The sequence below is a fragment of the Halorubrum vacuolatum genome, assembly GCF_900188065.1.
Classification (GTDB): domain Archaea; phylum Halobacteriota; class Halobacteria; order Halobacteriales; family Haloferacaceae; genus Halorubrum; species Halorubrum vacuolatum.
The window spans coordinates 1-18,367 of sequence record NZ_FZNQ01000032.1 but is presented as its reverse complement, the minus strand read 5'-3'; the positions used below and the strand labels follow the sequence as shown (position 1 = coordinate 18,367).

At 52.5% G+C, this 18,367-nt stretch carries 16 protein-coding genes and 3 pseudogenes; 17 read left to right on the top strand and 2 right to left on the bottom strand.

Features of this window, described 5'->3' with window-relative positions:
- Positions 1 to 184 precede the first annotated feature (184 nt).
- Complete coding sequence (locus CHB65_RS15750) at positions 185 to 1,135, bottom strand: VOC family protein (protein WP_089385975.1); 951 nt, start codon at positions 1,133 to 1,135, stop codon at positions 185 to 187.
- 311 nt (positions 1,136 to 1,446) lie between these two features.
- Here CHB65_RS15750 and CHB65_RS15745 point away from each other — a divergent pair, with 311 nt between their 5' ends.
- The 12 genes and pseudogenes from CHB65_RS15745 to CHB65_RS15690 all read left to right on the top strand — a co-directional run bounded on the left by CHB65_RS15745 (position 1,447) and on the right by CHB65_RS15690 (position 13,029).
- Complete coding sequence (locus tag CHB65_RS15745; RefSeq protein ID WP_089385974.1) at positions 1,447 to 2,307, top strand: methylenetetrahydrofolate reductase; 861 nt, start codon at positions 1,447 to 1,449, stop codon at positions 2,305 to 2,307.
- Positions 2,308 to 2,309: 2 nt separating this feature from the next.
- On the top strand, positions 2,310 to 3,722 hold the full coding sequence (locus CHB65_RS15740) for a bifunctional folylpolyglutamate synthase/dihydrofolate synthase (RefSeq protein ID WP_089385973.1): 1,413 nt from the start codon (positions 2,310 to 2,312) through the stop codon (positions 3,720 to 3,722).
- Between the two features lie 71 nt (positions 3,723 to 3,793).
- A pseudogene (locus CHB65_RS17970) lies at positions 3,794 to 4,057 on the top strand (IS6 family transposase); the annotation flags it as partial.
- 89 nt (positions 4,058 to 4,146) lie between these two features.
- Positions 4,147 to 4,962 (top strand): IS5 family transposase, encoded by an 816-nt coding sequence (locus tag CHB65_RS15730; protein WP_089385972.1) that lies wholly within the window; start codon positions 4,147 to 4,149, stop codon positions 4,960 to 4,962.
- Positions 4,963 to 5,172: 210 nt separating this feature from the next.
- Positions 5,173 to 5,559: pseudogene (locus tag CHB65_RS15725) on the top strand (IS6 family transposase); the annotation flags it as partial.
- A gap of 642 nt (positions 5,560 to 6,201) precedes the next feature.
- Positions 6,202 to 6,318 (top strand): annotated as a pseudogene (locus tag CHB65_RS17830) (IS630 family transposase); the annotation flags it as partial.
- A gap of 66 nt (positions 6,319 to 6,384) precedes the next feature.
- Positions 6,385 to 7,503: an ABC transporter substrate-binding protein gene (locus CHB65_RS15715; RefSeq protein WP_089385971.1), complete on the top strand. Its 1,119-nt coding sequence runs from the start codon at positions 6,385 to 6,387 to the stop codon at positions 7,501 to 7,503.
- Positions 7,504 to 7,633: 130 nt separating this feature from the next.
- Complete coding sequence (locus tag CHB65_RS15710) at positions 7,634 to 8,680, top strand: ABC transporter ATP-binding protein (RefSeq protein WP_089385970.1); 1,047 nt, start codon at positions 7,634 to 7,636, stop codon at positions 8,678 to 8,680.
- Between the two features lie 155 nt (positions 8,681 to 8,835).
- Positions 8,836 to 9,594 carry an ABC transporter permease gene (locus CHB65_RS15705; protein WP_179213695.1) on the top strand — a complete coding sequence of 253 codons (759 nt, stop codon included), beginning with the start codon at positions 8,836 to 8,838 and terminating at the stop codon, positions 9,592 to 9,594.
- A complete protein-coding gene (locus CHB65_RS15700) occupies positions 9,591 to 10,475 on the top strand; it encodes an ABC transporter permease (RefSeq protein WP_089385968.1) in 885 nt (294 codons plus the stop codon). Before CHB65_RS15705 ends, CHB65_RS15700 begins: the two co-directional genes overlap by 4 nt.
- A 117-nt stretch (positions 10,476 to 10,592) precedes the next feature.
- The gene (gene aldA / locus CHB65_RS15695; RefSeq protein WP_089385967.1) at positions 10,593 to 12,038 is read left to right on the top strand and encodes an aldehyde dehydrogenase; all 1,446 of its coding nucleotides are present in this window, start codon (positions 10,593 to 10,595) and stop codon (positions 12,036 to 12,038) included.
- 82 nt (positions 12,039 to 12,120) lie between these two features.
- A complete protein-coding gene (locus CHB65_RS15690; protein ID WP_089385966.1) occupies positions 12,121 to 13,029 on the top strand; it encodes an NAD(P)-dependent oxidoreductase in 909 nt (302 codons plus the stop codon).
- Between the two features lie 4 nt (positions 13,030 to 13,033).
- Here CHB65_RS15690 and CHB65_RS15685 read toward each other — a convergent pair whose 3' ends face one another.
- Positions 13,034 to 13,831 carry an MBL fold metallo-hydrolase gene (locus CHB65_RS15685; protein WP_179213694.1) on the bottom strand — a complete coding sequence of 266 codons (798 nt, stop codon included), beginning with the start codon at positions 13,829 to 13,831 and terminating at the stop codon, positions 13,034 to 13,036.
- Positions 13,832 to 13,946: 115 nt separating this feature from the next.
- On the opposite strand from CHB65_RS15685, the gene CHB65_RS15680 reads away from it, so the two are divergent.
- The 5 genes from CHB65_RS15680 to CHB65_RS15665 all read left to right on the top strand — a co-directional run bounded on the left by CHB65_RS15680 (position 13,947) and on the right by CHB65_RS15665 (position 18,041).
- Entirely contained in the window at positions 13,947 to 14,939 is a 993-nt protein-coding gene (locus CHB65_RS15680) for an ester cyclase (protein ID WP_089385964.1), read from the top strand.
- 199 nt (positions 14,940 to 15,138) lie between these two features.
- Positions 15,139 to 15,471: a nuclear transport factor 2 family protein gene (locus tag CHB65_RS17095; RefSeq protein ID WP_245810006.1), complete on the top strand. Its 333-nt coding sequence runs from the start codon at positions 15,139 to 15,141 to the stop codon at positions 15,469 to 15,471.
- A gap of 29 nt (positions 15,472 to 15,500) precedes the next feature.
- Positions 15,501 to 16,151 carry an ester cyclase gene (locus CHB65_RS15675; RefSeq protein WP_143420464.1) on the top strand — a complete coding sequence of 217 codons (651 nt, stop codon included), beginning with the start codon at positions 15,501 to 15,503 and terminating at the stop codon, positions 16,149 to 16,151.
- A gap of 183 nt (positions 16,152 to 16,334) precedes the next feature.
- The gene (locus CHB65_RS15670; protein WP_089385962.1) at positions 16,335 to 16,970 is read left to right on the top strand and encodes an IS6 family transposase; all 636 of its coding nucleotides are present in this window, start codon (positions 16,335 to 16,337) and stop codon (positions 16,968 to 16,970) included.
- Between the two features lie 66 nt (positions 16,971 to 17,036).
- Entirely contained in the window at positions 17,037 to 18,041 is a 1,005-nt protein-coding gene (locus tag CHB65_RS15665; protein WP_179213692.1) for an ester cyclase, read from the top strand.
- Positions 18,042 to 18,367 lie beyond the last annotated feature (326 nt).

The window sequence follows — 18,367 nt, the reverse complement described above, 5'->3', positions numbered from 1 at the left end:
CATCTGAAAGATTAACAACGTGCTGCTTCCGTCCCATTCTTACGAGTACGGCTGTAGAGGGCTTAAACTAGACAGTCTAGGTCTGAAGCTACACTAAGCTCTCTCTGAGCAGGTCGGCGAGTTGCATGATCACTTCTCGCCATCACCTGCTCGTTCCTCAAACTCTCATATAGACAGTGCCAATCTAGTAGAAAACTCTCTCTTTTGACTCTATCTGCCCAACCCATTGACGGCTTCCCGGTGGATCTTCGTCCTCGAGGTATCCTTCCTGCCAGGCGATTGGTTCCCAGTTCGGATCGAAGACGAGATAGCTTCCGGAGTTGAATTCGATTCGATGGTTGGTGGCAGAATCTCTCGCGTATAGGAACTTGCCACGAGAAATTGAGTGCTGTCCAATCCCGTCCGTTGTATATCCTTCCTCGTTCATTGCGTCCTTCGCGTCGAACAAGTCGTTAGCAGTTTCGACCTTGTAAGCAACGTGGTGCAGCGCGGGTGATTTTTCCTGTTCCTCGTCATCGATTATGGCCGCCTCAATCTTGGTTTCAGAGGCACTCATCCAGGTTCCCCACCGCGATCCATCTCTGCGGTCGTAATATTCGTGCACGCGGAATCCGAGGGTCTCCTTTAACCACTCTACAAACTTGTTGGCATCAGGATCCCAGATCTGGACGTGATCAATGCGACTGGGTGCGATCGGGTTCGTTTTTGTTGGTGAGTATGTCCGGTTCTTGAGCTTCGACCGACGCTCTTCCGGCGGATCTGGTTTTTCCATTTCATGGTAAAATTCGAATTCGTTGCCTGTCGGTGTTGAAAACCGGATTGCTTTACCCTGACCTGCTTCCTCGCCTGCGTCGATCCACGTGATGTCGATCCCTTGGTCTTCGAGCTGTGATGCAAACTCCGAGAGACCGGTCTCGGTTTTCGTTTGCCAGCCGATGTGATCGACGCCCTCAGAATCAGCTTCCGTGAGACTCATTGAATGATGATCGAACTCATCGACCGCACGCAAGTAGATAGTCCCGTCGGACCGTGTTACCTCTTCAAGACCGACCGCGTCACGGAAGAAAGCGGCCGATTCATCAATATTGGGTGTTTCAAGCGCGACGTGTCCGAGTCTGGCTAGCTCTGGCGACATTACAACCAATAACGAGGGTATGATGCCTATTAATAATTTGCTTAATCCCAGTTGCCTATAGTCACCCTGCTAATTTTGAATAGAAAAAGAGGTCGTTCTGATGTAAAGAAGCGTCGAGCCGAGCTTCTATATCCGTTCAGTGCCTTTCTTGCACAAATCGGAATCATCTGGTGTATAGCACTGATTGAGGTTCTCCCTCAGTCCACTTGAACAAGCAGTATTAACAATGACTAATCGAACAATTGAAGTACCAGGATCGAAACGTATGGTATAAGATCACCCACAACCGGTGTGGACATTTCCAACAACCAATGACGCCGAAATTCAGATCATCCACGACGAAAGAGGGCGTAGAAACACTGCTCGAGTCCCCTCGCTATGAATTGATGCCGTTTGATAGCTTTGGTGAACAAATCACCCACCTCCCTAATGGCGCCGCAATCGCGATTACCACTTCTCCTCAATTAGGACTTGAAGCCACTATTGAGTGGGCAGAAACAGCAAGCGAAGACGGGTACGAAATCATTCCGCATATCGCTGCCCGCTACGTCGAAGACCGGGCAGAATTAGAATCGATCGTTGAACGCCTCGAGACTGCAGGTATCTCCGATATTTTTGTTCCGGGTGGTGATCGAGAAGAACCTAAGGGAGAATTCGAATCAGCTTACGAATTACTAGTTGCGCTAAATGAAATAGGGCACGAATTCGAAGAGATTGGGATCACTGGCTACCCGGAAGGGCATGCTTTCATCGATGATGATACTTTAGCAGCCTCAATGGAAAAAAAGAGTCCATACGCAACGTACATCGTGACTCAGCTGTGTTACGACCACGAGGCGGTTCTCGATTGGATCGAAAAAATCCGTTCACGGGGTGTTGAGTTGCCAGTTGAAGTAGGCATACCCGGTGTGATGAAATATCAACGACTCCTTCAGATATCGAAGAAGGTTGGAGTCGGGGATTCAGTTCGGTTTCTGCAAAAGACCACCGGTGTCCTTGGGTTCATTCGCCAGTTTGTTGGATCGCGTGGGAAGTACACACCTGATGACCTCGTCGATGGACTAGGGCCATACGCCAATGATCCGACGTATGATATTAGCGGGATTCATCTCTACACATTCAATCAAGTCCCGGATCTGGAGTCATGGCGGAATGATAAGCTCCGAGAATAGCCATGGAGTATCAGGATGCAGTAGAGGTGCTATTTGATCTCCACCAATTCGATCCTGACCGCTCTCTCGAAGAACAGGGCCTCAAAGAAACGGAAAACCTCCTTCGCGAATTAGGCAATCCGCACGACAGGGTTCCTTGCATACAGATAGCAGGTTCAAACGGAAAAGGAAGCACTGCTTGCATGCTCAAGCGGATTCTTCGAGAAAGCGGTTTGGACGTTGGTCTCTATACATCACCTCATCTTGAGGATGTACGCGAACGGATCCAAATTAACGACATTCCAATATCAGAGGAATCTGTCGTTAGTTTCATTGAGCGTGTTTTGGACTATCTTCGTGACCGGTCTGCTTCAGGTCTTTCACCTACCTTTTTTGAGACACTAACGACTCTCGCCCTCTGGGAGTTCGATCGAAAAGACGTCGATATGGCTGTCTTGGAGGTTGGACTGGGCGGCCGATACGATGCCACCAGTGTCGTTAACCCCCTCGCTGCTGCGGTCACCAGTGTCACAAAAGAACATACTGACATACTTGGGGAAACAGTGTGTGAGATTGCTCGAGAGAAAGCCCAAGTTGCGCCGGATGGCGGACCGATGATCACCGCAGCTAATCGTGATGCTTTGGAAACGATACGCGATGAAGTTGACACAGCGATTACAGTTGGGCGGGTAGAAAGCACAGTTGACCACGACAAAAACCGAGAAACCCCTGATATTCGGGTTGCATACAAAGGGCGTATCGGCCTGGAAGGGGCAATCACAATTAGTGACGATGATTGGTCTCTCGATGCAAGATTAGCGCTCCTTGGTCCTCACCAGGCTACTAATGCTGGGGTTGCGGTTGCACTCGCACGGCAGGTCGCTGAGGTCTCTGATCGTCAAATATGCTCTGGACTTAGAAACGCTCGATGGCCAGGGCGGTTTGAAGTTGTAGACCAAGAGCCACTGGTAGTACTCGACAGCGCCCACAACCCGGCTAGTTGTGAGCAGACAATTGAAACATTGTCGTCGTTCGAGTATGATGCATTGCGTCTCGTCGTTGGGATAATGTCGGATAAGGACCACCAAGAGATGGCCCTTGCTCTTGATCCAGCGAATTACGTAACTGTCTGTGAACCGGAAAACCCTCGATCAGAAGATGCCGACGTATTAGCGGCCGTGTTTGATGAACAGACTGATGCATCGATTACGATCTGTTCAGACGTATCCGAAGCAGTTTCCAAGTCTATAGAACGGGCAAATTCAAGTGACTGCGTTTTGATCGTTGGATCACTATTTGCGGTAGCAGAGGCTCGTCGTTGCTTTGGCAGTTCGTCGCTCATTGCCCCCGCCAATTACGCCGATCAGTCATCGGGTTCGGATAGCAGCGACATCGAATCAAGACCCCAACATGCTTCTGACGGCAGAAATGCCTGATAGAAGAAGGAATGGTTCCGTTCTGCGGTCGCGTTAAGTTAGTGAATGAGGCGCTCGACTTCAGAGTGCTTATGGCCGAAATCGAACGCCTCAGCGAACGTACCACGTGGATTGACTTGTCGTTTGTGGAGCGAGATCGGACGCCGCAGTGGGCGATTGAAGTAGGGATCCGCTGTCACTTGGCTGGTATGTCGCTTCGTGAGGTAAGTAAGCATCTCGAAAGGTTTGGTATCAATAGAAGTCATGTCGCCGTTCACAACTGGGTTCATAAAGCAGATCTACAGCCAATTTCAACGGTCTCCGAGGATCAACTCGCGGTTGATGAAAAGATGATGCCTTGTTGCAGGTCCGATCAGCGGGCTGTGCAGTCGGTCTGCGAGTGATTTCGTGAAATTGACGGGTGAATTGGACGCTGTCTTGCGGTATGAGGTCGAAACGGCCGCTGGTGAAGCAGTGTAAGTATCTTGGCAAACAGCATGTTGACAACCCAGACGAACCCGCTGTCGCCGTCCGGCGCAGCGGGTTCGCCGAGTGGGTTCAGATCGCCTTGATTCTCATGCACGCTGAACTCGACAAAAGCTTCCGCGAGACCGAAGCGTGGTTTAACGATTCTCTTGCCATCCGTGAGGAACTGAATCTCGAAGCCTCGCCAGATCATACGACCCTCTGTCGCTGGGAGAAAGAGTACCAGATGCGTGAACTCCGCCGCCTGCTCCGCGCTTCGGCGGAGCAGGCGGGCTGGAGTGGGGAAGCTGCAATCGACGCCAGTGGCTTCCAACGCGATCAGACCAGCTACCACTACCGCGACCGCGCGAACTACTCGTTCCAGTCGATGAAGACGACGATCTTGATCGACGTGAACTCACTAGCGATCAAAGACGTTCATTTCACCACGGAGAAGGCGTGGGACGGCCATATCGGGATGCAGGTCTTCCGCGTTCCGGCGGAAGACCTGCGGGTCCTGTCCGCTGATGCGAACTACTCGTGGGGTGAGCTCCGCGAGGAGTGTCGCTCCAACTCGACGCGACCGTTGATCAAACACAGAGAGCAGACACCGCTTCAGAAGGCTCACAACGCCCGGATGAACGAGGATTACAACCAGCGGTGGATGAGTGAAACGGGCTTCTCGCAGTTGAAGCAAGACGACGGCGAGAAGCTACGCTCCCGGAGTTGGCACGGCCAGTTCCGGGAGCTCACGCGGAAGTGCATCGTGCATAACCTCACGCAGGCGGCGAGTTAAGGCTCGCCGCCTGCTCCCCTTCTCCGGACGTATCCGGGAGAGGTATCGCCGTCGTCATCAGAACAAGATCGCTAGCTACCATAGTTCTGACTCTTCGACAGCCACCTTTAGCCACCGCTACTGCATCTTCTTTATCCAGAATACCGCTTCTAACGCCATGGCTCGGCGAATTACTGACCCCGCCCCTATGCCGTCTTGCGATCAACAGGACAAAAGATGATCCGCCTGCACGGACAGAAATTCTGGCTGTACGGGGCGGTTGATCCGTATACGAACGAGATCCTTCACGTGAGCCTCTATCCGACCGCAAATAAACAGACAACACGGTGGTTCCTGACCGAACTACATCGGCGCTATCAGCTCGATACCGTTGAATTCCTCGTTGATGACGCAAACTATCTTGGACCAGTTCTTGCTGAAGACGGCTATCGATTCCAAGTCATGCAACATGGAAATCGAAATGCCATCGAACGTGTCTTTTGGGAAATAGAACGACGAACATCATCGTTTGCGAATAGTTTCAGCAATGTCGCGCTCGAGACAGCTCAAAACTGGCTCGAAGCGCTCGCTGTCTACCACAATTCACGCCAAAGTTAACGCGACCGAATCCACAGTCGCCGAACTCGTGTGGTGAATGTCGGCTACGTACCAGCCAGTTATTTTTCTCTGCAAAGAATCCCGCCCTGGGTTCGATAGTTGATAATCGCAGCTCATACATTCATAACGATGGTAAATGGGTAGACAATAGCTGTGTTGGCAAAATTCTTGTTTGGAACTCAAATAAGGGCAATTTGCATCGACTTCGGTTGTTTTAATTACTGACGTTGCTAACGCAACAAGCTATGCTAAGGAACCGAAGGTTGACTGCAGACACCGCCCGATGAAGAGAACGTCAATGACTTCCGCTCCCAACTAGATCTCCCAGTGAATGCTGACCGGGACGAGACTGCCGCGGATCTGTATAACGTCGATGGATTCACTGATGGTACGATGGTCGTTGGAGACGCTTTGGTGGACAGCATCGGGGTCTTTATTGGCGAAACAGCGACCGACAACTCGATTTCGGTCACGCCGATCGGGTGCTCGACTTTATCTTATGGGACAGCGGTGTATTCTCTCTGACTCAGCCTACCGAGCTCGTCTCGGAAGTGATCGCAAAGGGTTCATCTGAAGAACTGAGTTCTACTACCCAATTGACATTTTCTCGACAAAATGATTGACGCAGCGACACTCCGTGCGGAGGTCGCTGCGTGGGAACGGACCCGAAACGAGGATGAGTCCTCCATTGACTGGCAGTTCACGACCGATGACGCTCGCATCAAACTTCGCCAGCTATATCCAACAAATCACGATTGAAACCGCACTAGACGAGTTTGAGACACGACCAAATGATTTATTATTAACGAGATAGTCAACTGATGTATGACTGTGAACAACAGTCGGTCGACAAGACGTACTATTATTAAGGCTACGGGGGGCAGCGTAGCTGCACTCGGAATCGCGGGGTGTCTCGGTGATGATGACGAGGATACCAATGGCGATGACGGAGACCGCCCAGCGGTGCAGGTAAGTGGCGGCGGAGGGGGCTATGGTGAATCTCGAATACAAAACTTTTGGGAACCATTCGAGAACGGTGAAGGCCCGTATGGGGATGGACACAGCTACGAGTACACTGAAATGGCGTCGGACCAGTACATGGCCGATATCCAGCAAAACCCCGAAAATCCGGATTTCGACACCGTGGAATTGGATGATCAGCGGGCGCCGATTCTGGGCGAGGCAGGTGCGCTTGTAAACCATGCAGAAGAAATCGATAACTGGGAGAACATACCGGATGCGTTTAAGACCGAGTGGATGGGTGCCAGTACGGTCTTTCCACGGGGGATTGCATATCGCGCGGACGAGATTGACAAAGAGATCTCCTCCTGGGACGACCTGATCGACCCTGACCTCGAGGGGCAAGTTGGGTTCGAACCGTGGGAAAACGCGGGTTCGAAGTACTTCTACGTAATCAATCACATCGAGGGTGGGGACGTGAACAACATCGAGCCTGGCCTGGAGTGGATGGAAGAATTCGTCGAAACGACTGATCCAATTATTTTCGACCAGGTCGACCAGGCGGATTCGATGTTCGAGAACGACGAAATCCTTATTACACCGTACCTATCGGCACGATCTGACTCCTTGCGACTCGACTCGGGCCTCGACATGGAATTCGTGATTCCCGAGGAAGGGTCGGTTATGGACTACTGGGGCTACCCGATACTCAGACACCGTCCGGAAGAGAACATAGAAGAGGCAAAAGCGGCTCTGGAGGGTCATTACACACCTGAAATTCAGGCGGGATTCGCCGAGGACTTCGGCTACCCACCCGCGATGCAGGAGGCATACGAATACATTAGTGACGAGGCCTTGGAGGAACGGTTCCTTGAATTGACCGAGGAACAAACCGAGAGGTTCGACGTCGACATTGACTGGGTCGAAGCTCAACGACTGTCCGACGAGCATGGTCCCCAGTTCCAGCAAGTCATCGCTTCGTAATCGAACACCAATTTCGATAGCTTATTTATTATCTGGCTGTGGTCTCTGAACCGCTCCGGAATCGGGGGGTGAACCCTCAAGCCGCCAAACGAAAATTGTAAATAACTCCACGGAGATAACATACATATCCGTGTCATTCGTCAGCATACAAAATTTGAGAAAGGAATACGACGATATCGTCGCGGTAAACGACGTCTCGATCGATATTGAGGAAGGGGAGTTCGTCTCAATACTGGGTCCGTCAGGGTCGGGTAAAACGACGATGCTAAAATCAATTGCAGGGTTCGTCAAACCGACCGACGGTCAGATAACGGTCTCGGGAAAGGATCTCGTCGGGTTACCTCCCGAGGATCGGAATATGGGACTCGTGTTCCAGCGACTCGCGCTGTTCCCTCATATGACCGTCCACGATAATGTTGCGTTCGGCCTCCGCCATCGTACCGACCTGTCGGAGCCAGAGATCACGGATCGAATCGAAGAGATACTCGAAGTCGTATCGTTGCCGGGCTTTGAAGACAGGAACATACAGAATCTCAGTGGTGGACAGCAACAGCGCGTTGCGCTCGCACGCGTCTTGGTCTTGGAGCCGGATTTGCTGTTGTTCGACGAACCACTTTCAGACCTGGATCGCCAACTGCGCGAAGAATTACGCCGCGAGATCAGAGATCTTCACGACCGACTTGGGATCACTTCGATATATGTCACTCACAACCAACGTGAGGCTCTGACCCTTTCCGATCGAGTTCTCGTTCTCCACGAAGGCGAAAAAGTACGATGTGCCCCACCGTCGGAGGTATACTCCGACCCACAGTCCAAGTTCGTTGCCGATTTTGTTGGGGACTCGAACTTTCTCGCCGGCAAAACCATCCGACAGAACGGAACGATCCAGTTTAAGTACGACGGCTTTTCGCTCCCCCTCGACGGCACCCCCATGTCAGACGATGGCGAGTGTATCCTGCATATTCGCCCCGAGGACATAAAAATTAACACGACGACAAACAACAAGCCAACGTACGAAGGTCGTATCGCTAGCACTGTTCACCTGGGCTCAGTTTCCGAATACCAAATCGAAGTTAACGGAACCACATTCCTTTCCACAGAACTGGGAGCACCCCAGTATAGTGAGGGCGAAACAGTTACGATTTCGTTTGCAAATTACGGCCCAGTCGGTGAATGAGCATGCTAGGTGCTATCACTAGCAAAACAGATGGAGCGTACAATCGAGTGAAGGGAATTTTCGCGAGTGTATCGAACGACAAGAGCTGGATACTTCATGTAGGCGTCCCGACAGTTTATTTGATCCTTTTCTTGATTATTCCCGTCTCGTACGCGATGGCAATTAGCCTGTTCGAATACGATCCGATTACGCTGATCGAGTGGACATTTACGACTGAGTTCTACGAACGGCTCCTGCTCGAAGAGTTCTATCGCGGTGTTCTCTGGTATACCGTACAGCTGGCATTTTTAGTATCAATATGCTGTGTGATATTTGGCTATCCGATTGGCTATTATATTGCCAAAACGACGCCCCTGCGCAGACAGCTTGCCCTGTTTGCCGTGTTTCTACCGTTAATGGTCGGTGTCGTTGCACGAGTCTATGGCTGGATCGCGTTGTTTGCCGGCAATGGTATTGTCAATACGTACTTAGAGCGAACGCTCGGTCTCCAGTTCAACCTCCTGAACAACACGTTCTCGGTCACGGTAGGGCTGTTCTCGCTATTTCTCCCGTTAGTCGTCTTGCCCGTGTACAGTGCAGTCGATGATATGCCAGATTCACTGGTGCCCGCGGCACGAAACCTCGGTGCAAACCGACTGCAAGCCTTCCTAAAAGTAGAGCTACCACTGAGTCTACCTGGAGTCATATCTGGTACGATTTTCGTGTTCGTTCTCACGATGAACTCCGTGGTGACACCGAAACTCCTTGGCGGGCGTACCGACCTGACACTTGGTGTTATCATGTACGACAACGCTGTTATGGCTCTTAATTGGCCATTTGCGAGCGCAGCCGGAACCGTACTTACGATAACGACCTTGATTTTGATTTACCTGTACTTCAGGTTCATCAAAGGTCGCATGGGGGCCAACCAATGAAACTATCAATCATCATGAGCACGATTAGAAACTTGCTGCCCGTATCGAAACGAACAGAGAAACGGTCGCTTTCCCGCCCTAGCCGCTATCTCGGTCTTTTTCTCTACTATGGACTGATTGGGCTGGGCTTTGCCATACTGATCGCGCCGATTCTGATCGTCATAGGCATCTCGTTCAGCCCAACCTCAAGCCAGATGTTTCCACCATCCGGCTTCTCCCTACAATGGTACGCGGAGTTTTTCGATAGCACCTTTTTTAGGCCCTTTTTGGTCGTGAGCCTTCCGGTTGCCTTCGCAGTGGGGATCCTGTCGACCATACTCGGTTTGTTAGCGTCGTATGTCGTTGTTCGCAAAGATCTTCCGTTTGAGGGTGGCCTAACGATGTACTTCCTGTTACCGTTGATTGTCCCACCGGCGATTATCGGTCTGGCACTCATGCTCATGTTCAATCTAAATATATTTGATTTCACCTCCGCATTTGTAGATTTAATCATCGCTCACGTCGTTATTACGATTCCCTATACGTTCCTCACGACGATGACGTCACTCTATTCAGTCGACACGGAACTTGAAGAAGCCGCAAGAAACCTCGGTGCGGGCAAATTCGAGACCTTCCGGAAGGTAACTCTCCCACTTATGAAGAGCGGTGTTGTTTCCGGCTTTATACTGGCGTTCATTCTCTCGTTCACTGACGCAACAGTTGCACTGTTTCTCACGGGAGGTGACACTATTACGCTGCCTGTCGCGATGTTCCTCTTTCTTCAGTACGAATCGTCGCCGTTGATCGCTGCGACCGCTACTCTACAGATCTTGATCGTATTGATTCTGGTACTCGTCATCGGTCGACTCGTCGGGTTCAAAGCAGTCACTGCCGACGTCTAGACATTATTTTCGGTTTTTATTCATCTCTGATTGAGTGTTTCGGTAGCGGTGTAGGTCCTCGTCGATGTATCGAACGGTCAGATATTTATCTCCCTGTTCGAAAGTACAGGTCGAAGAATGGGAGTCAATAGCAATACCCCTCTGTATATCGATGGTGAGTGGCACGAGATCGAGAGCAACAGTGAAATTCCAGTACTCAACCCCTGTTCCGGAGAACGGATAACGTCAGTTCCATCCGCGACGGAGTCGGACGTCGATCGAGCGACATCCGTGGCACGGTCGGCACAACCGGAGTGGGAGCAGCGACCGGCGAAAGAGCGTGGTGATCTCCTTCGAGAAATTGCCGACGTCATCGAAGATAACGTCGATTCCGTAGCCGAGACATTGGTTGCAGAACAGGGCAAAACGCTGTCCGTGGCAAAGTACGAAATAACCGCTGCCGCCGATATCGTTCGCTATATGTCGGAGTGGGATCGCCGCATAGAGGGCGATATATTGCCCGGCAGCAAGCAACGACAGTCGATTACCCTCCTCCGCAAGCCGTATGGTGTGGTTGGCGGAATCATACCGTGGAACTTTCCCATCTCGGTGTTCGTCCGCAAGTTCGCGCCAGCACTCGTCGCCGGAAACACGGCTGTAATCAAGCCGAGCGAACTCACCCCCCTTTCGACACTCGAACTCGTGGAAATCATCGACGACAATGTCGACCTCCCGCCGGGCGTGTTGAACGTCGTTACCGGCGGTGGAGCAATCGGCGCGGCACTCGTCGAGAATGACGACATCGATTACGTCACGATGACGGGGAACGTCGATACCGGGAAGGCGATCATGCGTAACGCTGCTACTGATCTCACGCGCGTCTCCCTCGAACTCGGCGGAAAGGCTCCGGCGATTGTTTGTGCCGATGCCGACATCGAAACGGCCGTTGACCATATCGTTGGATCCCGAACGATTAACGCAGGACAAGTCTGTACCTCAGTCGAACGTATCTACGTTCACAGCGACGTACGCGAGGAGTTCCAGTCTCAATTCACAGCGGCGATGGAAGCCGTCGAAATCGGTGATCCGACGACCGACCCAGACATGGGTCCGCAGGTGAGCGCAGACGAACTCGAAAAGACACAGGCCGCGATCAACCGTGCTGTCGAGCAGGGGGCCGACGTTGCCGTCGGCGGTCCGACTACCGAAAATCCACCGACGTCCGGTGGCTACTGGGCCAAGCCTACCGTTTTGACCGGCGTCGATCAGGATATGGACATCGTTCACAAAGAGGTGTTTGGCCCGGTAGCGCCCATCGTCGAAGTGGACTCCGTTGACCAATCTGTGGCGTTCGCTAACGACTCACAGTACGGTCTTTCGTCGTACGTCTTCACCGAGAGCTACCGTGATGCAATGCAGATCGCCGAGGACCTCGAATTCGGCGAGACGTTTATCAACGGAAGCGGCGGTGCACAGCAGGGCCACCACATCGGCTGGAACGAATCCGGGTTGGGCGGCGAGGATGGGAAGTACGGCGTCCTGAAATACACGCAGATCAAATCGGTCTACCACAACTTCGATTAGGTCGACGAGGATTTGCAGACGGACCGTTCTGTCTAGATCCTCTTTTCGATACTTATAACGGCTATTAGATGGATGCGAACATATGTCCGATACAACTGTCGGAGTCGTTGGCCTCGGCAAGATGGGCGGCAACATGGCAAAGCATCTGTTCGACGAAAGCTTCGAGGTGTACGGTCACGATGTACAACCTGAAGTCCGTGAGTCGTTCGCGGAGTACGGTGGCACCGTCGCTGAAAGTGCACGGGACGTGGCTCGTCAGAGCGACGTGACCATAACGAGTCTTCCGACCTCACAAATTGTCGAAGACGTCTATACCGGCGATGGCGGACTCGCTCACGAGAGCGTCGAGACCATTTTCTTGGAGATGAGTACGATTGCACCACCGACGACGGAAACTCTGGCTGCAGCCGTCGGGAAGACCCCTTCGGAGATACTCGATGCCCCAATAACTGGTGGCCCTGAGGATTCCCGGCAGGGAACGCTGACCGGACTTGTCGGCGGTAAGAAGCCAGTCTTCGAGTCCGAGCCACCACAGGAGGTACTGAATGCTCTGTGTGCCGAGGTTCATTATGCGGGTGACTCCGGTTCGGGCCACGCCATCAAACTGCTCAACAACACGATGTCGATGGGTAATCTACTGCTTGCTATGGAGACGGTCGCACTCGGATCGAGATACGGAATCGACGGAGACCGACTCTGGGACATCCTCGGTAATGCGAGCGCCACTTCTGTCGCCTTCGAGAGTCGTATGCCCCGGGTATTAGAGCGTGACTTCGAGGCTGGATTCACGATCGACTTCGCTCGCAAAGACATCGGCCTGGCCGTTGAGATGGCCGACGCGGAGGATTATCCGATGCTGATGGGCGGAATGGTTCATCGGTTGTACACGCAAGCAAGCAACGAGGGCTTTGGTGAAGACGACGTCGGCGCTGTACTCAAGATGTTCGAGGAACGAGAGGGCGATCGAATCGGAGACGACCCTGAAAAGTAATGCGTTATTCTTCGTCAAGTCGGCTGTAGAGCTCGTCGGCTTCTATGGTTTTCCTGTCGGTGGCGTGAATAGACTGCCCCTCTGTGGCAAAGTTGGACTCGAAGTTGACGTATCGTTCGAGTTTGTCTGAGGCATTCTCGAAGACCGGACGTCCGTGGTTGAGCAAGGCAACCTCGAAGTCGTAATCCAGAAGAGCTGCTAGGTTTTCTTCGGCCTCGACCGCCGACTCGGGTGGCTGGTTCGTATGAGTTGCCTGTGGTGGGTGTAACAGATATCCCGGAGGAAGACCACGACGGTCGGAGCCACAGACTGTGTCTCCACAGTGAGCGATACCTGCCTTTTCGTCGATGAAGACCGAATTCCCGGGGGAGTGGCCCGGTACGTGGACAGCTTCGAATCTGCCGATCTGCTCTCCACCGACGAACAGATGGTCTGGTTCCGTCTGGATGTCGATGCCGTAGTCGTCAATTTCGGCAACGTTGTCTTTTTCGTGCACCCACGTCTCGAGATCATATCGCTCAACCACCTCGTCGAACGCTCCAATATGATCGAGATGGCGATGCGTTATCAACAGGCGTTCAGGTTCGACGCCGATTTGCTCGATCCCCTCGAAGAGGTACTCGACGCGGTTCTGAAAGCAGGTATCGATCAGCGTTGGTACGTCGTCCTCGAAATCATAAAAGTACGTTCGATGGCGCTCGCCTGCCGTAATCTCCGGTCCCTCGTCGGCTGCCTGCCACGTAATGTCATAAACGATGCCGGGGACATCAAGTTCTCTGACGACTGGGGAACGTTCGGTCATATGTGAATCGATTCGTTCTGTGTATAAATACATACCGTCCGACCGGGTTTGACCTACGATATGGTAGAACGAATACTTTACACTCTTACTCGATCACTCGTTGCATACAGCAAGTATGGCTACGACTGATAGAGCACACGTTCTCGCACTGTCACGTGCACTCGGCGGATCCTCTCGTGAAACGGTGAATCATGTTGTCTCTGAATACTTTGCTCCGGAGGCGGTGGTCCGGGGATCGGCTCCAATCGGTGACCTCACGGGTCATGATGCAATCATTCGTAAATTCTGGAAGCCACTCTTAACGGCGTTTCCGGACCTCCAGAAGAATGATTACATCCTGTTCGCCGGCGGGTTCGATGGGGCAGAATGGGTCTGTGCCAGTGGTAATCTCGTCGGGACGTTCGAGAACGACTGGTTAGAGATTCCGGCGACGGGCCAGGCGACTTGGCTTCGATACGGGGAGTTTCACCGGATGGAAGACGGAATGATCGTCGAAACGAGGCTACTGATTGATTTCCTGGATCTACTGCGTCAAGCTGGCTATCGGTTTTTCCCGTCGCTGGCTCCGGAGACTCTCATTCCCGGACCCGCCACCCAGGATGGTCTGTTGCTCGAAGAACAAGACGAGGCCGAGTCCGAACGCACTCTTCGGCTGGTGGAGGATATGATTTTCCGGGGACTGCACTCCTACGAGGAAGAAGGGCTCGAGGGCATGAGAATGGACCAATACTGGCACGAAGACTTCATGTGGTACGGTCCGGCGGGAATCGGGACAACTCGTGGCATCAATGGCTTTCAGGAGTATCACCAGGGCCCGTTTCTCGACGCATTTCCGGATCGCCGAGCAACTGAGGGAGACGTTCGAATCGCCGAGGGCCACTACTGTGGATGGTCGGGGTGGCCGAGTCTCGAGGCGACGCACACCGACGATGGCTGGCTCGGCCTTCCCGCGACCGACGAATCGGTTACGATGCGTGTGATGGATTTCTGGCGTCGGGAGGACGATCTGCTGGCGGAGAACTGGGTCTTTATCGATCTGATCGATCTCCTGAACCAGATCGGAGTAGATGTCTTTGACCGAGTCAGAAAAGACGAACAGTACTACTGAATATCAACGCTCAAGCATCTACTATCTATCTTCCTGAAATTTCGTCACGTGGATGTTCCGGTTCACACCATATGAAAGTGACTGCGTCGATGATCGAATCGATCGCCGATCTCTGTCCGACAGCCCCATCGCCTATACAGTTTCGAACCGACAGTTATTTATCAGATTCAGTGTACGTTACAGCCGCCTGGTGAGTAAGATGCATACGAGACAAACAAACAAGTCTATAATCCATACGTTTTCAGAATCGATACGCCGCACGGCTCCGGGAAGCACACAAGATCTACTTTCGGAATATTACCACAACGATATCGTTTGGCACGGGCCGTCGCCGATCAATACACTCCGGGGCAGAGACGAGTTGCGAAACGAGTTCTGGGACCCGTTTCTGGAAGCGTTTCCGGATCTCCAGAAAGACGATTACATCCTGTTTGCCGGCGAGTTCGACGGAGATGAGTGGGTCTGTGCTACCGGTAACTTCGTTGGAACCTTTGAGAACGACTGGTTAAACGTTCGGCGACAGACCAGGTGACCTGGCTTCGGTACGGGGAGTTTCACCGGATGGAAGACGGAATGATCGTCGAAACGCGGACGATATTCGACCATCTGGATCTGCTGCGACAAGCTGGCTATCGGTTTTTCCCGTCGCTGGCTCCCGAGACACTTATTCCCGGGCCTACGACGCAGGACGGCTTGTTGTTCGACGAATACGAGGATTCACAGACAGAACAGACAATGCAACTGGTCGAAGACATGCTTTTCGAGGGTCTGAATTCTTACGAGGAGGAAGGGCTCGAAGGTATGGAAATGAATCAGTACTGGCACGACGATTTCATGTGGTACGGCCCGGCGGGAATAGGGACGACTCGAGGCATCGACGGCTTCCAGGACTTCCACCAGGGCCCGTTCCTCAAAGCCTTCGCCGACAGGGAGGTCGGTCACCACGATGCACGCATTGCTGAGGGGCAATACTGTGCGTCAACAGGATGGCCGGCTGTTATTGGGACCCACGTGGGAGACGGGTGGCTCGGCTTACCAGCGACCGGGAAATCGGCTGATATGCGTGTCATCGATGTCTGGCGTCGGGAGGGCGATCTGTTGGCGGAGAACTGGGTCTTTATCGACATGATCGACCTCCTGAATCAGCTTGGAGTCGACGTTTTCGACAGATTACAGAATTATCCTGAGTCAGTGCGGCGTTTTTTACCGTAACTTTCGCTCCAACCGGTCAATTAACCGGTTACTGATCGACAGTTGTATACCGATTTATTTTCTCAATCATAATAATATGGGAAACAAATAATAATGATAACCAATCGATTTGTTGTCGGCATCTGTGACGGCGGTGTTCAGATAAGGATTGAAAAGTGAGGCGGCGCGTTTTCAAAGTGACTTATGCCCGAAAACGACCGCCTCGACGGCTGTTTAGACGAGATTAACTTAGATTTTGTGGAGCGAGAGGCAACACCGCGGCTGTTGATGAAGCTCAGTATTCAGCTTCATCTCTCTGGATTATCGCTTTCGAATACTGTCTCTTTTCTTGAGATATTCGGTGTTGATCGGGTTCGCTCAACCGTTCATAACTGGGTTCACAAAGCAGATCTACAGCCGGAGTCTGGTCGAAGCCCGAATCACGTCGCTGTTGATGAGACTGTGATTCAGCTTGACGACGAACACTACTGGCTGTACGCTGCTGTCGATCCCGACTCAAACGATCTGTTACACACAAGTCTTGAGCCGACGAGAAACAACATGATTGCCGATCAGTTTTTCGCGGAACTCCGCGAAAAACACGAGATCGATGAGGCAATTATATTGATCGACGGAGCGCACTCACTCCACAGAGCTTGCCGTAAGCACGGCCTCGATTTTAGATACGAACGTCACGGAAATCGAAACAGTGTCGAACGTGTCTTTCGTGAGGTAAAACGTAGAACTACCTGTTTCTCAAGCTGTTTCAGCAACGCCGAAGCAGAAACTGCTGACGAGTGGCTCAGATCGTTCGCTTTCGCATGGAATCAGCTTATCTGAACACTACCTCTGTGACGATCAGTAGCTATTTCAGTCCTGTCTTCGATGATCTATTCAAGGTTTAAAATGAGTACACAGCGAACGGAGCATAAGGAACTGGTGTATGCGTTCTCTCAGGCGATCCAAGACAGTACATCGGACGGTGCTGCCGACCTGCTCTCCGACTATTATCACGTCGATGCTGACTGGTACGGTCCAGCACCGATCGACGCACTAAATGGACGGGAGATGATCGAGACGGACTTCTGGACGCCGCTTCTGGAGGCGTTTCCGGACCTCCAGAAGGATGATTACATCCTGTTCGCCGGCGAGTTTGACGGAGGAGAGTGGGTCTGTGCCACCGGCAATCTCATCGGAACGTTCGAGAACGAGTGGTTAGAGATTCCGGCGACGGACCAGGCGACCTGGCTTCGATATGGGGAGTTTCACCGAATCGAGGATGGTGCGATCGTCGAAACCCGAATGATTATCGATCTCCTGGATCTGCTGCGTCAAGCTGGCTATCGGTTTTTCCCGTCGCTGGCTCCGGAGACTCTCATTCCCGGGCCTACGACCCAGGAGGGTCTGTTGCTCGAAGAACAAGAGGAGGCCGAGTCCGAACGCACTCTCCAGCTCGTGGAGGACATGATCTTCGATGGGCTGCATTCCTACGAGGAAGAAGGGCTCGAGGGCATGGGCATGGAGCGCTATTGGCACGAGGACTTCATGTGGTACGGCCCGGCGGGAACCGGCACTACTCGTGGTATCGACGGCTTTCAGGAGTACCACCAGGGCCCGTTCCTCGAGGGATTTCCCGACAGAGAGGGAGCCAATCACGTGGCGCGATTCGCTGACGGAACCTACTGTGCCTCGGCCGGATGGCCGTCTATTCACGCGACGCACACCGGTGATGGCTGGCTCGGCCTCCCCGCGACCGACGAATCGGTCACGATGCGTGTGATGGATTTCTGGCGTCGGGAGGACGACCTGCTGGCGGAGAACTGGGTCTTTATCGATATGATCGATCTCCTGAACCAGATCGGAGTGGACGTCTTCGAACGAGTGCGAAACGACCAGCAGTATTTTCGATAATTTCGCGACCCACCGGCTGCAGTGACGGTTTTTTGATGTCACTACAGTGGGTTCGAACTCATTGTATAGTAGGTCAATGCTGGACACTCGTCGTCGTTGTACTCAACATGAACGCCATTTCAAAATCTCCTATGCTCCCCTGGCACCGCAAAACCAGACTGCAACGGGGAATTTCTAGCCCAGGTAACACTAATAACCCCCGCGAACGAACAACTACTCTGTCGAAGATTCTGCTCTATTGAAAATGCGGTACGGGAGCGGGATCATAGTGTTTTGGCGAGCTTCTTGAGGTTGTTGAGGGCGAATGAGAGGATGATCTCACGGAA

Bases quoted from the DNA above. Each gene is read 5' to 3' on its own strand.
- CHB65_RS15750 (WP_089385975.1), bottom strand. From the start codon at position 1,135: ATGTCGCCAGAGCTAGCCAGACTCGGACACGTCGCGCTTGAAACACCC.
- CHB65_RS15745 (WP_089385974.1), top strand. From the start codon at position 1,447: ATGACGCCGAAATTCAGATCATCCACGACGAAAGAGGGCGTAGAAACA.
- CHB65_RS15740 (WP_089385973.1), top strand. From the start codon at position 2,310: ATGGAGTATCAGGATGCAGTAGAGGTGCTATTTGATCTCCACCAATTC.
- CHB65_RS15730 (WP_089385972.1), top strand. From the start codon at position 4,147: ATGAGGTCGAAACGGCCGCTGGTGAAGCAGTGTAAGTATCTTGGCAAA.
- CHB65_RS15715 (WP_089385971.1), top strand. From the start codon at position 6,385: ATGACTGTGAACAACAGTCGGTCGACAAGACGTACTATTATTAAGGCT.
- CHB65_RS15705 (WP_179213695.1), top strand. From the start codon at position 8,836: ATGGCAATTAGCCTGTTCGAATACGATCCGATTACGCTGATCGAGTGG.
- CHB65_RS15700 (WP_089385968.1), top strand. From the start codon at position 9,591: ATGAAACTATCAATCATCATGAGCACGATTAGAAACTTGCTGCCCGTA.
- aldA (WP_089385967.1), top strand. From the start codon at position 10,593: ATGGGAGTCAATAGCAATACCCCTCTGTATATCGATGGTGAGTGGCAC.
- CHB65_RS15690 (WP_089385966.1), top strand. From the start codon at position 12,121: ATGTCCGATACAACTGTCGGAGTCGTTGGCCTCGGCAAGATGGGCGGC.
- CHB65_RS15685 (WP_179213694.1), bottom strand. From the start codon at position 13,831: ATGACCGAACGTTCCCCAGTCGTCAGAGAACTTGATGTCCCCGGCATC.
- CHB65_RS15680 (WP_089385964.1), top strand. From the start codon at position 13,947: ATGGCTACGACTGATAGAGCACACGTTCTCGCACTGTCACGTGCACTC.
- CHB65_RS17095 (WP_245810006.1), top strand. From the start codon at position 15,139: ATGCATACGAGACAAACAAACAAGTCTATAATCCATACGTTTTCAGAA.
- CHB65_RS15675 (WP_143420464.1), top strand. From the start codon at position 15,501: ATGGAAGACGGAATGATCGTCGAAACGCGGACGATATTCGACCATCTG.
- CHB65_RS15670 (WP_089385962.1), top strand. From the start codon at position 16,335: ATGCCCGAAAACGACCGCCTCGACGGCTGTTTAGACGAGATTAACTTA.
- CHB65_RS15665 (WP_179213692.1), top strand. From the start codon at position 17,037: ATGAGTACACAGCGAACGGAGCATAAGGAACTGGTGTATGCGTTCTCT.